At 69.8% G+C, this 15,251-nt stretch carries 14 protein-coding genes and 2 pseudogenes; 10 read left to right on the plus strand and 6 right to left on the minus strand.

Annotated elements, in window-relative coordinates:
• Positions 1-2: 2 nt before the first annotated feature.
• Positions 3-860, minus strand: coding sequence for a class I SAM-dependent methyltransferase (locus tag J7E89_RS17560; RefSeq protein WP_251060684.1), 858 nt, complete (start codon positions 858-860; stop codon positions 3-5).
• Between the two features lie 362 nt (positions 861-1,222).
• On the opposite strand from J7E89_RS17560, the gene rpsA reads away from it, so the two are divergent.
• From rpsA to J7E89_RS17585, 5 genes and pseudogenes are all read left to right on the plus strand, one after another.
• Positions 1,223-2,740, plus strand: coding sequence for a 30S ribosomal protein S1 (gene rpsA / locus J7E89_RS17565; protein ID WP_214974538.1), 1,518 nt, complete (start codon positions 1,223-1,225; stop codon positions 2,738-2,740).
• Positions 2,741-2,857: 117 nt separating this feature from the next.
• Positions 2,858-3,370, plus strand: a pseudogene (locus J7E89_RS17570) (FAD-dependent oxidoreductase); the annotation flags it as partial.
• 229 nt (positions 3,371-3,599) lie between these two features.
• Positions 3,600-4,481 carry a PAC2 family protein gene (locus J7E89_RS17575; RefSeq protein WP_251060698.1) on the plus strand — a complete coding sequence of 294 codons (882 nt, stop codon included), beginning with the start codon at positions 3,600-3,602 and terminating at the stop codon, positions 4,479-4,481.
• A gap of 33 nt (positions 4,482-4,514) precedes the next feature.
• On the plus strand, positions 4,515-5,123 hold the full coding sequence (gene coaE / locus J7E89_RS17580) for a dephospho-CoA kinase (RefSeq protein ID WP_214974540.1): 609 nt from the start codon (positions 4,515-4,517) through the stop codon (positions 5,121-5,123).
• A 91-nt stretch (positions 5,124-5,214) separates the two neighbouring features.
• Positions 5,215-5,583, plus strand: a complete 369-nt coding sequence (locus tag J7E89_RS17585) for a tetratricopeptide repeat protein (RefSeq protein WP_214974541.1) — start codon at positions 5,215-5,217, stop codon at positions 5,581-5,583.
• A 34-nt stretch (positions 5,584-5,617) separates the two neighbouring features.
• Here the strand turns inward: J7E89_RS17585 and J7E89_RS17590 are convergent, their stop codons facing one another.
• On the minus strand, positions 5,618-5,899 hold the full coding sequence (locus J7E89_RS17590; protein WP_214974671.1) for a DUF6343 family protein: 282 nt from the start codon (positions 5,897-5,899) through the stop codon (positions 5,618-5,620).
• On the opposite strand from J7E89_RS17590, the gene J7E89_RS17595 reads away from it, so the two are divergent.
• Both J7E89_RS17595 and J7E89_RS17600 read left to right on the plus strand, forming a co-directional pair.
• Complete coding sequence (locus J7E89_RS17595; RefSeq protein ID WP_214974542.1) at positions 5,898-6,110, plus strand: hypothetical protein; 213 nt, start codon at positions 5,898-5,900, stop codon at positions 6,108-6,110. The two genes, J7E89_RS17590 and J7E89_RS17595, sit on opposite strands and share 2 nt — an antisense overlap.
• A 67-nt stretch (positions 6,111-6,177) precedes the next feature.
• Positions 6,178-6,636, plus strand: coding sequence for a DoxX family protein (locus J7E89_RS17600; protein WP_214974543.1), 459 nt, complete (start codon positions 6,178-6,180; stop codon positions 6,634-6,636).
• Between the two features lie 28 nt (positions 6,637-6,664).
• On the opposite strand, the gene J7E89_RS17605 is transcribed toward J7E89_RS17600, so the two are convergent.
• On the minus strand, positions 6,665-6,856 hold the full coding sequence (locus J7E89_RS17605; protein WP_214974545.1) for a hypothetical protein: 192 nt from the start codon (positions 6,854-6,856) through the stop codon (positions 6,665-6,667).
• A 217-nt stretch (positions 6,857-7,073) separates the two neighbouring features.
• Between J7E89_RS17605 and J7E89_RS17610 the strand changes: the two genes are divergently transcribed.
• From J7E89_RS17610 to J7E89_RS17620, 3 genes are all read left to right on the plus strand, one after another.
• Entirely contained in the window at positions 7,074-9,971 is a 2,898-nt protein-coding gene (locus J7E89_RS17610; RefSeq protein ID WP_214974547.1) for an SNF2-related protein, read from the plus strand.
• Positions 9,968-11,179, plus strand: a complete 1,212-nt coding sequence (locus tag J7E89_RS17615; RefSeq protein WP_214974549.1) for an SWIM zinc finger family protein — start codon at positions 9,968-9,970, stop codon at positions 11,177-11,179. Before J7E89_RS17610 ends, J7E89_RS17615 begins: the two co-directional genes overlap by 4 nt.
• A gap of 182 nt (positions 11,180-11,361) precedes the next feature.
• Positions 11,362-11,739 carry a hypothetical protein gene (locus J7E89_RS17620; protein ID WP_214974551.1) on the plus strand — a complete coding sequence of 126 codons (378 nt, stop codon included), beginning with the start codon at positions 11,362-11,364 and terminating at the stop codon, positions 11,737-11,739.
• Positions 11,740-11,765: 26 nt separating this feature from the next.
• Here J7E89_RS17620 and J7E89_RS17625 read toward each other — a convergent pair.
• The 3 genes and pseudogenes from J7E89_RS17625 to J7E89_RS17635 form a co-directional block, all read right to left on the minus strand.
• Positions 11,766-13,791 (minus strand): annotated as a pseudogene (locus tag J7E89_RS17625) (TerD family protein).
• Positions 13,792-14,088: 297 nt separating this feature from the next.
• Positions 14,089-14,748 (minus strand): DUF2293 domain-containing protein, encoded by a 660-nt coding sequence (locus tag J7E89_RS17630; RefSeq protein ID WP_214974553.1) that lies wholly within the window; start codon positions 14,746-14,748, stop codon positions 14,089-14,091.
• Positions 14,749-14,781: 33 nt separating this feature from the next.
• On the minus strand, positions 14,782-15,240 hold the full coding sequence (locus tag J7E89_RS17635) for a hypothetical protein (protein ID WP_214974555.1): 459 nt from the start codon (positions 15,238-15,240) through the stop codon (positions 14,782-14,784).
• Positions 15,241-15,251 lie beyond the last annotated feature (11 nt).

Below are 15,251 nucleotides of genomic sequence, written 5' to 3' on the forward strand. Positions count from 1 at the left end.
CCCTAGTCTCGTACGCACACGAAAATCGCCGTTCCCGGGATCAGATTTCCGCGCAACGGGGACCAGCCGCCCCACTCCTGCGTGTTCCAGGAGGGCCATTCCGGCTCCACGAGGTCGACCAGACGGAAGCCGCCCGCCACCACGTCCCGTACACGGTCGCCGATCGTTCTGTGGTGCTCCACGTAGACGGCGCGTCCCTGGTCGTCCTGCTCGACGTACGGCGTGCGGTCGAAGTAGGAGGCCGCAACAGACAGCCCCTCAGGACCGGGCTCGTCGGGGAACGCCCAGCGGATGGGATGCGTGACGGAGAAGACCCACCGCCCGCCGGGCCGCAGGACACGCCGTACCTCCCGGAAAACCTCCACCGGGTCGGCGACGAACGGCACCGCGCCGTACGCCGAGCACGCCAGGTCGAAGGACGCGTCCCTGAAGGGGAGCGTTCCCGCGTCCGCCTGCACCAGGGGGACCTCCCCTCCGATCCGCAGTGCGTGCTGGAGCTGCCGGTGGGAGAGGTCCATGGCCACGGGGCGGGCACCCTGCGCGGCGAGCCAGCGCGAGCACTGCGCGGCGCCGGCGCCGATCTCCAGAACGTCGAGTCCCTTCAGGGACGCCGCAGGCCCCAGGAGACCCGCCTCCGCCTCGTCCAGCCCTTCCGGGCCCCACACGAAACGGTCGTCACCGAGGAACGCTCCGTGCTCGCTCTGGTACTCGTCCGCGTTCCGGTCCCACCAGCCCCGGCTCGCCCGGCTGCTCTCGGCTTCTCCGGCCTCACGCCGGGTCGCCTGCCCCTCGTCCGCGTCGTCCTGGACGCAGGTGTCGAGGGTCTCGATAGCCTCTGTGGCGTCTTTGCTCTGGCTCATTGCGCCCGTCTGTCTCGTCTGCGTAGGCTCCGCTCGAACCTGTAGCTGCAGAGTGCGGTGCGGCCGTTGTGGCCTCGCCAAACCTTAGTTGTGCCGGGTATGGGGCGTTCCGCCCTGGGTGTGCGCCTTCGCGCATTGACCCTGCCCGGCTGCCCCCGTATGCTACAAGTTGCGCTGCGAGCCTGCGCACCTCAGACAGAGCAGGCTGCGCTTGCACCGGTTGTATGTCCCCTCGGTTGTCGAGGCGTTTTCCGTTGTCCGGAATCGCGCCTCCTAGGCTGCCCGGCTTCAGCAGGTGCCGATACGGGCTCCCGGCGTAGCAGTACCTACGACTTACTGTCCGTACCGGAGCCCTTACCCACATGACGAGCAGCACCGAGACCACCGCTTCCACCACCCCGCAGGTAGCGGTCAACGACATCGGTAACGAGGAAGCTTTCCTCGCCGCGATCGACGAGACGATCAAGTACTTCAACGACGGCGACATCGTCGACGGCGTCATCGTGAAGGTCGACCGGGACGAGGTCCTGCTCGACATCGGTTACAAGACCGAAGGCGTTATCCCCTCCCGCGAGCTTTCGATCAAGCACGACGTCGACCCCAATGAGGTCGTCAAGGTCGGCGACGAGATCGAAGCCCTTGTTCTCCAGAAGGAGGACAAGGAAGGTCGCCTCATCCTGTCCAAGAAGCGCGCACAGTACGAGCGCGCCTGGGGCACGATCGAGAAGATCAAGGAAGAGGACGGCATCGTCACCGGCACCGTCATCGAGGTGGTCAAGGGTGGTCTCATCCTCGACATCGGCCTCCGTGGCTTCCTGCCGGCTTCCCTCGTCGAGATGCGCCGTGTCCGCGACCTCCAGCCCTACGTGGGCAAGGAGCTCGAGGCCAAGATCATCGAGCTGGACAAGAACCGCAACAACGTGGTCCTGTCCCGCCGTGCCTGGCTCGAGCAGACCCAGAGCGAGGTCCGTCAGACCTTCCTCACGACCCTGCAGAAGGGCCAGGTCCGCTCCGGCGTCGTTTCCTCGATCGTCAACTTCGGTGCGTTCGTGGACCTCGGTGGCGTCGACGGTCTCGTGCACGTCTCCGAGCTCTCCTGGAAGCACATCGACCACCCCTCCGAGGTTGTCGAGGTCGGCCAGGAAGTCACCGTCGAGGTTCTCGACGTCGACATGGACCGCGAGCGCGTCTCGCTGTCGCTCAAGGCGACGCAGGAAGACCCGTGGCAGCAGTTCGCCCGTACGCACCAGATCGGGCAGGTTGTTCCCGGTAAGGTCACGAAGCTCGTTCCGTTCGGTGCGTTCGTGCGCGTCGACGAGGGCATCGAGGGTCTGGTCCACATCTCCGAGCTGGCCGAGCGCCACGTGGAGATCCCGGAGCAGGTCGTCCAGGTCAACGACGAGATCTTCGTCAAGGTCATCGACATCGACCTCGAGCGTCGTCGCATCAGCCTCTCGCTGAAGCAGGCCAACGAGGCATTTGGTGCCGACCCGGCCTCGGTCGAGTTCGACCCGACGCTGTACGGCATGGCCGCGTCGTACGACGACCAGGGGAACTACATCTACCCCGAGGGCTTCGACCCCGAGACCAACGACTGGCTCGAGGGCTTCGAGACCCAGCGCGAGGCGTGGGAGGGCCAGTACGCCGAGGCGCAGCAGCGCTTTGAGCAGCACCAGGCCCAGGTCATCAAGTCCCGCGAGGCCGACGAGGCCGCCGCTGCCGAGGGCGCTGCTGCCCCGGCCGCCGGCGCCCCGGCTGCCTCCGGCGGCGCTGGTGGCGGCGGTTCGTACTCCTCGGAGTCGGCGGACAACTCCGGCGCCCTGGCGTCGGACGAGGCCCTGGCCGCGCTCCGCGAGAAGCTGGCGGGCGGCCAGAGCTGACGCTCTGACCTCCAGCTGGTAACTGGCTGAATGTAAGGCCCGCTCCCCATTGGGGGGCGGGCCTTACTCATGCCCACAGGCGTGAGCGGAGAGCAACGTGTGTGATACATGAATGCGATGTTCGCGCCCATGGGCGCCCTCGGGCTCGCACCCACCGCCCAGGCCGCCGCTCCGGCCTTCCGGGGGCCCCGGACCGGCGACTTGACGCTGAGCGGCAGGGGCGCGGCCAAGGTCGTCATCGTGGGCGGCGGCATCGCCGGCCTGGCCGCGGCGTACGAACTGGGGAAGGCGGGCTACGACTGCACGGTCCTGGAGGCCCGCGACCGTACCGGCGGACGCGACTTCACCGTACGCGGCGGGGACTCGACCACCGGCCTGCACGGGAACCGGAAGACCGCGCGCTTCACCGACGGCCAGTACATGAACGCCGGTCCCTGGCGCATCCCGCAGTGGATGCTCACCATGGACTACTGCCGTGAACTGGGCGTCCCTCTCGAGGTGTTCACCAACACCAACGCCAACGCGTACATCCACAACGAGAAGACGGGGATGAATGCTCCCGTGCGCTACCGCACCGCCAAAGCGGATATGTACGGGTACGTCAGCGAACTGCTCGCCAAAGCAACCAACACGGCTCGTTCACGTCCGCGCGCAAGGTGGTCACGGGACTGCACGCGCGCGTGCTCGCTCAACAACGCTTCCCGGGAACGGCCGGAAGCGCTGCCGGAGAAGGAACGCGGGCCGGGAATGCCCGCGCCGCACGGCACGTTCTTCCGTAGGAACACGAGGAGGAGCGGTAATCGTGCTGGATCCGCAGGATTTGTATGAGTGGGAGCCGAAGGGCCTCGCCGTCGTCGACATGGCGCTCGCGCAGGAATCGGCCGGACTGGTCATGCTCTACCACTTCGACGGCTACATCGACGCGGGTGAGACCGGCGAGCAGATCGTCTCGAAGCTGCTGGACACGCTGCCGAACCAGGTCGTTGCCCGCTTCGACCACGACAGGCTGGTGGACTACCGCGCCCGCCGTCCGCTCCTGACGTTCCGGCGCGACAAGTGGGCCGAATACGAGGCGCCCGAGATCGACGTACGGCTCGTCCAGGACGCGACCGGAGCGCCCTTCCTGCTGCTGTCGGGCCCCGAGCCGGATGTGGAGTGGGAGCGGTTCGCTCTTGCCGTACGGCAGATCGTCGAGCGGCTCGGTGTGCGCCTCTCGGTGAACTTCCACGGCATCCCGATGGGTGTCCCGCACACCCGCCCGGTCGGCATCACCCCGCACGGCAACCGCACCGACCTCATGCCGGGTCACCGCAGCCCGTTCGAGGAGGCGCAGGTACCGGGCAGTGCGGAGTCCCTGATCGAGTTCCGGCTGGAGGAATCGGGGCACGACGTGCTCGGTGTCGCGGCGCACGTGCCGCATTACGTCGCGCGTTCCTCGTACCCCGACGCAGCGCTGACCGTCCTGGAGGCGATCACGGCGGCGACCGGACTGGTGCTGCCGGCCGTCGCGCATTCGCTGCGCACGGAGGCCAGGCGTACCCAGGACGAGATCGACCGGCAGGTCGGTGAGGGCGACGAGGAGCTCGTCTCGCTCGTACAGGGCCTGGAGCACCAGTACGACGCGGTGGCCGGTGCGGCGACTCGGGGGAATCTCGTCGCCGAGCCCGTCGATCTGCCGTCGGCAGACGAGATCGGCCTCGAATTCGAACGCTTTCTCGCGGAGCGAGAGGGCGACGTCTAGGCTCCCCCAGGCTGCTCGTCTAGGCTTCCGCGCATGCTGAAGGTGGGCCTGACCGGCGGAATCGGTGCCGGCAAGAGCGAAGTGTCGCGGCTGTTTGTGTCGTACGGCGCCGTCCTGATCGACGCCGACAAGATCGCGAGGGAGGTCGTCGAGCCCGGAACGCCGGGGCTCGCGGCCGTCGTCGAGGCCTTCGGGGAGGACGTCCTCGCCGCGGACGGCACCCTGGACCGTCCGAAACTCGGCGCGATCGTCTTCGCGGACGCCGCACGTCTGGCGACGCTGAACGCGATCGTCCACCCGCTGGTGGGCGCCCGGTCGGCCGAGCTGGAGCGCGGGGCCGGAGCGGACGCCGTCGTCATTCACGACGTACCGCTGCTGACCGAGAACGGTCTCGCGCCCCTGTACGACCTGGTGGTCGTCGTGGACGCGTCCCCGCAGACCCAGCTGGACCGGCTCGTGCGGCTGCGCGGCATGACAGAGGACGAGGCGCGCGCCAGGATGGCCGCCCAGGCGAGCCGGGAGCAGCGACTGGCGATCGCGGACCTGGTGATCGACAACGACGGACCGCTGGCCGCGCTTGAGCCGCAGGTACGCAAAGTCTGGGCGGAACTGACCGAGAGGGCCGCGTCGACGGCGTCCTGAACGGCAGCCTTGGGGCGCCCCGGCTTCTTGGCGGAATACGGCATGCGGCCGGGGCCGTTGGAAAGAATGAGGCGAGCGGAAGGATGTCAGCGTGCCCGAAAGCAGCCCGGAGACCCACATCATCGACTACCGCGCGGCGGAGCACCTGCTGGCCGCGCGCGATCCGCGCGGAGCCGTAAAACTCCTGGACTCGGTCATCGCGGCCCATCCGGAGAACACGGCAGCCCGGCTCCTGCGGGCCCGCGCCTTCTTCGCGTCCGCCCAATTGCGCTCGGCGGAGCTCGAATTCCAGCTCGTGCTGGAACGCGAGCCCGACAACGCCTTCGCCCATTTCGCCCTTGCGCGTACGTACGAGCGTGCCCTGTGCGCGGACCAGGCGAAACGGCACTTCAGGCTTGCCGCGGCGCTCGATCCGAAGCCGGAGTACCTGGCGGCGGCGAAGTTCGACGCGGAGGAGTGACCGCGAGCGTGACCACGAGTGTGGTTGGGCGCCTTCAGGGGCGCGGCCGACCGTACGGCGGCTCGTGGGGTGGATCGTACGGCGGGACGTCGCGGCCGGGCTGGTAGTGCGGGCCCTGACGGATGTGGCGTACGACCATCACCAGGTCGGCGGTGACGACGACGGCCAGGCAGCCACAGGCGATGGCCCAGCCGGTGCGGCCGATGGCCGCCAACGCGAGCGTTCCGCCGACGGCCCAGAGCAGGCCCCACAGGCTCAGCCAGAGCCGGAGCCGGAGGGCACTGCGTGCGGTTTTCGGTTCACTCCCAGTACGCATGATCATGACGAATCGCCTCTTCCAGTGGGACATGTACCCGGCTCGGGCAGTCGTAGCCGCCCAGCGCGTTGGCCCGTGGCTGAAGGAGCTTGAGGCGCTCGACGAGCCGCGCTTCGGTCCGGTCGCGCAGCCCCGGCTCTGCGGGCGGGCAGCCCCTGGCACGGCGGAAATGGTGGGCTCACGCTCGGAGTTGGTGATGAACCGGCGATGAGTTCTGTGGCGCGGCGCGGTCTACATCCGCGAGAACACAAGGCGCACCGCTTCCCAGGGAGACCACGATGTCCGAGGCAACGACCACCACCGCCACCGTCACACCCGTCACACCCGTCACCGAGACCTCTCGGGCGGTACGGATCACGGTGCGCGTCCTGCAGATCCTGCTGGCCGTGCTCTTCGCCGTACCCAGTGCATCGCCCAAGCTGATCGGCCACTCGTCGGCGGCGGAGGGCTTTGACAAGATCGGCTTCGGCGACTGGTTCATGTACCTCGTCGGTGGCCTGGAGCTGGCGGGCGCGATCGCGCTGCTGATCCCGGTTCTGTCCGGTGTGGCGGCGCTCGCTCTCGGCGCGCTGATGGTCGGAGCGTTCGTCACCCAGCTCATGGTCTTCGACGGTCAGAACGCCGCGACGCCGCTGATCGTGCTGGTGCCGCTCATGGTGATCGCCTGGAACCGCCGCCAGCACCTTGTGCCTGTCCTGCGACGGACGGCACGCCGTCAGGGCCGTCCGTCGTCCTAGCCCTGTCCTAGCCCTGTCCAGCCCTCGTCTAGCTCTCGTCGTCGCGGTGAGCGGACTCCTGGGCTCCCACATTGGGTGATGTCGCGTCGCCGGCCTCGCCGTCGTCCTCTCCGCGCGCGGGGTCGCGTTTCGCGGTGTGGGGACCCGCCTGCTTGACTTCTTCGGCGAGTTCCTCGGCGGCGGTGGCGGGCTCGGCGGGCTTGTCCCGGTGTTCGCCCATGGGGCTGCTCCTCTTCCTCGCAAGAACGTGCCCGGGCCGGGTGCCTCATGCCGCGATGTTCATGCGTACGCCTCCGCCCGCACCCGCGGCGGAGCCGTCCAGCACCAGTGTCAGACCCCGCCCGTAGACTCGCACGTGGACAGGAACACGAGCGCCACAAGCGCCACGAGCGCACGTGCGTGACCAACACGCGACCAGCGGGGACGGGGGTGAAGCCATGACGACTACGGGACGTCGCGCCGCGGTCTTCCTTCCCGCAGAGCTGCCACGCGAAGGCAGGATCGCCCTCTGGGACCCAGAGGGAGGGGTACTCCCCGACGCCTCCGGGGAGATCACGGTCGTACTCCGTCACGGCGCCAGTGGCACCTCCGTACGCAGCCACACCGTGCCCGCCGTCCTCCTCTCCCTCTCGGAGGCCCTGCCACTGCTGGCCCGGGCACGCCACGATCCCGCCGCCCACCCCGCCACCCGCTGCTGGGGTGCGGCGGCGCTGCATGCCCTGCACCTCGCCGCGCGGGGCCGGCTGCTGCCCGGGCTGACCGCCGGGGACCACGACGCCTGGCGGGCCGGGCCGCTCGACGCCGACGACATCGCGCAGGTACGGGCCATCGCCGCGGCCATGCCCCCCGAGGCGCACGCCGTGCCGCTCCCCGGTCGTACGCCCCTCGAGGTGCCCGCCCCGGAGGCGCTGGTGAAGGCGTTCCTGGACGCGGTCGTGGACAACCTGCCCCGGACGCCCTCAGCGGCGTACGCGGTGGGCGCGCCCTTCGCGGCACGCGCCGCACAGCACCTTCCGGGCCTGCGGGAGTGGGCCGCGGAGATCGCGGCCGGGATGGACGCGGGGGTGCGCGTATCGCTGCGCCTCGACCTGTCCCAGTTCGAACTCTTCGACAGCGCGGCGAACGAGACGGGGGACGAGGAGACACCTGCGAGCGGGGACGGCCGAGCGGAGGACCGGGCAGAGGACCGGGCAGAGGACCGAGCCGAGCATCGAGCGGAGCGCCGAGCCGGCACAGCCCTCGTCCAGGTGCACAGCCTGGCCGACCCCACGCACGTCATCGACGCCGGCGCCCTGTGGTCCGGCGGCGGCAGCGAAGGCTTCGGCCCGCGCGCCCGCATCGACGCGGTGCTGGCGCTGCGCCGCGCGGCGCGCGTGTGGCCGCCGCTCGGCCGTCTCCTCGAGCGCCCGGTTCCCGACGTACTGCCGCTGTCGGAGGACGAGTTGTACGAGCTGCTCGGCCCGGCGGCGGCCAGGCTCGGCGCGGCGGGCGTCATGGTCCACTGGCCCAGGGAGCTGGCCCGTACGCTCACGGCGACAGCGGTCGTACGCGCCGCGCCAGGGTCGGCGACCGACGGCACGCCCTTCTTCGACGCCCAGGAGCTCTTCGCCTTCAGCTGGCAGCTTGCGGTCGGCGGTGAGCCGCTCAGCGAGGCGGACATGGACGCACTCGCCGAGGCGCACCGCCCGATCGTCCGGCTCCGGGACCAGTGGGTGGTGGTCGACCCGGCGCTCGTACGCAAGGCACGCAAGCGTGAACTGGGCCTGCTGCAGCCGGTGGACGCGCTGGCGGCGGCTCTCACGGGCAGCGCGGAAGTCGACGGCGAGCAGGTCGAAGCAGTCCCGGTGGGTGCCTTGGCCGCACTCCGGGACCGCCTCACGGCCGGCACCGGCACCGGCACGGGCGCGCTCATCGCCCAGCCGCCCGGCCTCGATGCCACCCTGCGCGACTACCAGTTGCGCGGGCTCGCCTGGCTGGACCAGATGACCTCCCTCGGCCTCGGCGGCTGCCTCGCCGACGACATGGGGCTCGGTAAGACGATCACGGTCATCGCCCTCCACCTGCGCCGTGCCCGCAGCGCCCCCACGCTCGTCGTCTGCCCGGCGTCCCTCCTCGGCAACTGGCAGCGCGAGATCACACGCTTCGCACCCGGCGTCCCCGTCCGCCGCTTCCACGGCGCGGCCCGCACTCTGGACGACGCCAGCGAACCCGACGGCGGGTTCCTCCTCACGACGTACGGCACCATGCGCACCAGCGCCCCCGAACTGGCCGCCCACACCTGGGGGATGGTCGTCGCAGACGAGGCGCAGCACGTCAAGAACCCGTACTCCTCCACGGCGAAGGCGCTGCGCACCATCCCGGCCCCCGCGCGCATCGCGCTGACGGGCACACCCGTCGAAAACAACCTCTCCGAGCTGTGGGCCCTCCTCGACTGGACGACGCCGGGCCTGCTCGGCCCGCTCAAGTCCTTCCGCGCCCGCCACGCCCGCCTGGTCGAGAGCGGCGAGGACGAAGAGGCCTCCGAGCGCCTGGCTCGCCTGGCCCGCCCCTTCCTCCTCCGACGTAAGAAGTCCGACCCGGGCATCGTGCCGGAGCTGCCGCCCAAGACGGAGACCGACCACCCCGTCTCGCTCACCCGCGAACAGGCCTCCCTCTACGAAGCTTCCGTACGTGAATCGATGGCGGCCATCGAGGCGTCGGAGGGCATCGCGCGCCGAGGCCTCGTCATGAAGCTGCTCTCTTCCCTCAAGCAGATCTGCAATCATCCCGCGCAGTATCTGAAGGAGGACACACGGCGCCTCACCGGCCGTTCCGGCAAGCTCGAACTCCTCGACGAGCTCCTCGACACGATCCTGTCGGAGGGCGGTTCGGTCCTGATCTTCACCCAGTACGTGACCATGGCACGTCTGCTCGCCGACCACCTGACGGCCCGCGCGGTCCCCTCCCAACTCCTGCACGGCGGAACGCCCATCGCCCAGCGCGAGGAGATGGTCGACCGGTTCCAGTCTGCCGAGGTCCCCGTCTTCCTGCTCTCCCTCAAGGCGGCCGGCACCGGCCTGAACCTCACCCGGGCCGCCCACGTCATCCACTACGACCGCTGGTGGAACCCGGCGGTCGAGGACCAGGCGACCGACCGCGCGTACCGCATCGGCCAGACCCAGCCGGTGCAGGTGCACCGCCTGATCGCGGAAGGCACGGTGGAGGACCGTATCGCCGAACTGATCGCCTCCAAGCGGGCGTTGGCGGACGCGATTCTCGGCGGCGGAGAAGCAGCCCTGACAGAGCTCACCGACCGGGAACTCGCCGACCTGGTCTCACTGCGGAGGCCGGCATGAGCGCGAGCAGCAGCGGTGGGAGCCGTGGCAGCAGCTGGTGGGGCAACGCGTGGGTCGAGGCCCTGGAAGCACTTTCACTCGACCCGGCCCGCCTGGCCCGTGGCCATACGTACGCCGGCGAGGGCAACGTCGGTGCGATCAGTGTGACGCCGGGCCGGATCATCACGTACGTACGAGGCAGCCGTCCCCGCCCGTACCGTACGGAGATCCGCCTGCGCACGCTCTCCGACGAGGACTGGGACCGTTTCCTGGCCGTGGCGGCGGCCGACCCGTCCCACATGGCGGCCCTGCTCGACAAGGACATGCCGCACTCCCTGGTGGACTCGGCGGCCGAGGTGGGCGTGGACCTGCTGCCGGCGCCCGGCGACCTGGTCCCGTCCTGCTCGTGCCCGGACCGCGGCCACCCCTGCAAGCACGCGGCGGCCCTCTGCTACGAGACCGCCCGTCTCCTGGACGCCGACCCGTTTGTCCTGCTCCTGATGCGCGGCAGGGCCGAGCGCGACGTCCTCGACGACCTCGCCCGCCGAAACGCCGCCCACTCCGCCCGCGAGAAGCCCGCACCGCCGCCCTTCCCCGGCGTACCGGCCACCACCGCCCTGACGCCGCGTACGCTCCCACCGCTCCCGGGCCCGCTGCCCGCACCCCCGCACCCCGGCCACGCCTCGGGCGCGTACCCGGGCACACGCGGCGCGCCCGACCCCCTGTCCCTGGACCTCCTCGTAACGGACGCGGCGGCCCGAGCCCACACGCTCCTCACCACCGGCACGGACCCCATCGCGACGCTCACCCCCTGGCAGGACGCGGTACGCCTGGCGGCAGCTCAACCCGGCTCCGGCCTGACGGCGGCCACCCGGAAGCTGTACGCCGCCCTGGCTTCGGCGAACGACCGCAGCCCGACCGACCTGGCCCGCGCGGTGGCCGCCTGGCAACAGGGCGGCCTGACCGGCCTCTCCGTGCTCGAAACCCCCTGGGACCCCCCGGCCGGCCCCTTCGACCGGGCCCGCCCGGCCCTACAGGCCGCCGACCTCCCCCGCCTGCGCCCCCACCGCAACCGCCTCACCGACGCGGCACGAGGCATCCAACTCCGCCTGGGCCACGACGACCGCTGGTACCCCTACGAATCGGACCCGGGCACAGACGACTGGTGGCCGACGGGCCCCCCGGACGAAGACCCGGTGGGCGCACTGACGTCACTACTGGACGCCTGACGCCGGGACGGCAGCCCACTGGGTATCGCGAGCGCAGCCGCGAACGGAGAAAGCGCTCGACAACAACAGGTGGAGCGAGCCAGGCTGCGCACATGCGAACCAAGCGATACGGCCGCTTTACCGCTGCCGACTTCTAGCACGGCCACGCCGGAACGACCGGCGGCCCGTCGCCAGAGGCTCCCATGTCCCGTACCGCCCACCACACTCCACTGAAGCACCGCGACACGAGCTGGTGGTCCACCGGATCCGCCCCCTGCACTTCGTGGACGGCCCATGCGGTCACGGACCTCCGCTACTCCAACGCGGAACTCCGTGCCGCCCACCGGGCAGGCCGCCGTCCCACCCCGGACCGCCTGACGCACACCCTTACGGCCTACACCTTCCCCCGCGCCTCGGGCACCCCGATCACCGGTCGCTCCGAACACGAGACCCAAGCCCGCGCCGCCCTCCACCGGTTCACCACCCGAGCCCGCAAACAACTCCGAGCTTCCTCCACCACCGCGGAGGACCTCGACCACCCGCCGACCCGCCACCGCCATGCCTGCATCTGGCACGGGTAATTGCGGCATCCGCGCTGCCCGGCGGCTCAGGCCAGTGCGACCTGCGGCGACCGGCGATCGGTCCGCGGCTCCAAGTGCACGATCACACTTGAGTAGAAGCGGTCCACCGCGTCGTCGACGCTGCGGATGAATCCGGACTCGGCGTTGCCGCGCGTGCTGCCCACGCTCTTGGAGAGAGACAACCGGAAACCGGAAATCTGTCCGGCATTCCTCGGGACGAGATCTCCAGGTTCGGGCCGGAGCTTCTCCAGCGTGCCGCGCGGGCCCGCTCCCTGACCGTCCAGAAGCGTCTGAACGTGCAGGTCGGCCGGTGCTTCCACGAGCTGTTTCAGCAGACGCTTGACCCACGACGTCGATGGAAGTACGCAGCTTGCCCAACCGGAGGTCGGCGGTGACAGCCAGAACTCCGGCCGCCCCGTCGATGCGGATTTCGGCGTGCAGCCGCCCGTCCTCACAGAAACGTTCCGCGAGGGCGGTGCGCCGGGACTGCGGGTCGGTTCCCCGCTTGGCGCGCTGGACCGGCATGACTTTCTCGCCCAGTTCACCGCCGAGCCTCAGGCACACCTGCCGGATGAGTCGTTCCCAGCTCTCGACCACGAGCACGGCGCGCTGGTCGCCCGGGCAGAGGGTCTCCTGGTCAATGCCGTTGCGTACCGGTACCCAGGCAGGTCCCATGTTCTGGAAACCGTGGCAACCGGAATTCTCGTGCTGGAGGTACTGGAGGAGCTCCTGAAGCATCCACGCGCGGATCTCGTTCCGTACCCCTTCGTGGCGGATCAACATCTGGGCCTGGTGGGTGACTTCGGCCCAGGAGAGATGCCACAGGGCGACTTTGTGTTTCCGGCGGCCGTCGATTTTGACATCGACGAGGGGGCTGCCTTCGAGCGCCACATCGTTGGAGAGCGTGATCACGGCTTCGTACCCGCGTCGGGCAGCGATGTCCATGTAGTCTTGGACCTGCTGCGCCTTGAGCGGATTGCCGTTGGTCTTGGTCTCCACCAGTGCTGTCCAGAGCTTGCCCGCGCGCTCGATACGGATGACGCCGTCCGGACGTCTCGGGCTGTCCCCGTTCGGCAGCGTGACTTCCGTGAACGTCTCGATGTGGCCGGACGGCGCGCCGAAGCCGGCAGTCAGCCTGCGGCCGAACTCCGGTACGTGGGCCATCACGGACAGCAGGATCGAGGTTGCCCGGACCTCGCGTTCCCTGTCGTTCTTGAGGGACGAAGCGGGGAACAGCCGGGCGGCTCGCCAGGAGTCGTTCTCCGCCAGCGATTTCCTGGGGACCTTGGGGAGCGTGACCTTCTTCCTGGCGGTACGCAGCCGGCGCGCGGGAGGAGCGGGAGCAGGAGCCAGCTGAGCCGGGACGACCACCGGAACCTCGATCACCGGAACGTCCACGACGGGCACGGCCGGCCTCGGCGCCGGAACGACCGCCGAGGCCGGTACCGAGCCGGAGACATCCTCCGCCTCCTCTTGCGCGGCCCCAGCGGCCTCTGCGTCCTGTTCATCGCCATCGTCATCGTCGATCTCGATGCCGTAATCGGTGGCCAGCCCGGCCAGCCCCGTCTCGTAACCTTGCCCGACCGCCCGGAACTTCCACTCGTCGTTGCGCCGGTACATCTCGCCGAACACGAAGGCGCTCTCCACACTCGCCCCGGAGATCGAGAAGCCGAGGAGCCGCTCGCCGCCCGCGTCGGTCAGCGTGATCCGGAGGTTCTCCAACTGCCCGAATGCGGCACGCTGATGACGGCTGGCTGCGACCACGGCACGCTCGACGTCGGAGGGTAAGGCGGTGAGGTCCAGCTGGATGCGGTCCTCATTGCCGTTGCTGGTCGGCGTCTGACCGAGGAGCTGCACGCTGCCGTTGGCCGCGGCCGGGTTGTTGTAGAAGAAGAAGTCGGCGTTACTGCGCACCTTCCCGTCCGCACCCAGCAGCAGTACGGAAACGTCGGCGTCCCCGTCGCCGTCGGGGCTGCTCCATCCCAGGCTGACGGTGACGGATCCGGTGTTCTCGCTGAGAGCCGTCAGACCGACATTGGCGCCCTTGATCATCTCGTGCACGTGAAGCCCCCCAGGCGGTGCAAGGGCTGGCGGCGGAGCCTGCACAGCCCTCCCGGAACGCTTCCGGGGATACCCCCGGAAGCGAGAACCGAGCGTATCGGCCGAACCTGCTCCTACGGCACATGCATGCACGAACTGGATAGACCAACGTGAGCAGAGGGCAGGGCCAACACGTCTGTGGTAACAGCCTCCTCCGTCTGCCGGGGAGCGCCGTCGAAGCCATGGGCTGGAGGAGCGGGAAGCTGGAGCGGCGGCGAGGGGCGTTGACGGCGCGGCGTGCCTCCGGGGCTATGGCGCCGCTCGCCAGGTGGCGAGGACCGCCTCTATCGCAGGTGCCACCCTCGCCCGCGCCTTCCACCGCGGTACGCCGCTCATCAGCAGGCCGTCGTACGGCGTGTCCTCGTGGCGTATCGCGGCTCGGACCGCTGCCGTTATTGCTGCCTCGTCCAGGGCGCGGGCCGCCGCGCTGCGGCCCACCCGGCCGCTGCCGCGTTGTGAGGTGTGAGTGGCGATGGCCTGGGCTCGGTGGGGTGGGCAGGAGGGGAAGAGGTGGAGGATTTTGGTGGTCAGGGTAGCGGTGAAGCGTACGTCCTCGGCCGCGCGGCGGGTTGCGTCGCGGGCGCGGCGGCGGGCGCGGGAGTCCGCGTCCGCCAGGCAGGCGGATTCGGCGCGGGCGAGGGCGGTTTCCTCGACCAGGAGGCCCTGGCGCTCGTAGCGCTTGCGGCGTTTGTTGTGGCGGATGACTACCGCCCAGAGCGAGCTTGCCTCGCGGGCGCGGCGTGTCAGGGCCGTGTTGCCTCGTGGGAGGTAGACCAGGTGGGCCAGGTCCGCGCAGTCGAGGCAGATTACGGCGCTGAACTCGAGGATGTGGAAGCGGAGAGGGCCCTGTCGGCACTCCGCGCAGTGCCTCCGCTTGTGTAGTTCTGGTTCGATCACCACCAGGTCCATGCAGGGAGCGTACCCAAGCATGGAGGCCAGGTGTCAGCGCACGCTCGGCGCCGCTGCCTCGATGAACCTGGCCAACGCATTGTCCGCCTCCACGGAGCGGCGGGCGCGCTCGGACGCGTCCGTTGCCTCGTGCATGCAGTGCACGAAATCGAAGGCGGACAGGGCAAGTTGTACGACCTGCCTGCCCGCGCAGACCAGCTGGACCCGGATCAGCGCCTGCCGGGCGGCCGAGCGCTGTGCGTACGAGTCCAGGCGCGAGTTCCTGGCGTCGGCACTGTCCGGCGCCTCAGCCCTGCGGTGCCACCGGTCGTTCTGGGCGCGGCGGTAATCCACCAGGGCGCCGGCGAAGGCGCTGTACGTCGAGATCCGCTCCTGCCGGAGTTGTTCGGCGCGGGTGAGGGCGGCGGCCCGTTCTGCCGTCTGGCGCTGGAAAAAGTGGGTGGCGACCGAGCCGAGCAGGGTGCCTATTACGGCGATGAGGGCTGTCCCCATGGTGCGTACTC

Origin of the sequence: Streptomyces sp. ISL-100 (genome assembly GCF_018614615.1) — a bacterium.
In the GTDB taxonomy this organism is placed as follows: Bacteria; Actinomycetota; Actinomycetes; order Streptomycetales; family Streptomycetaceae; genus Streptomyces.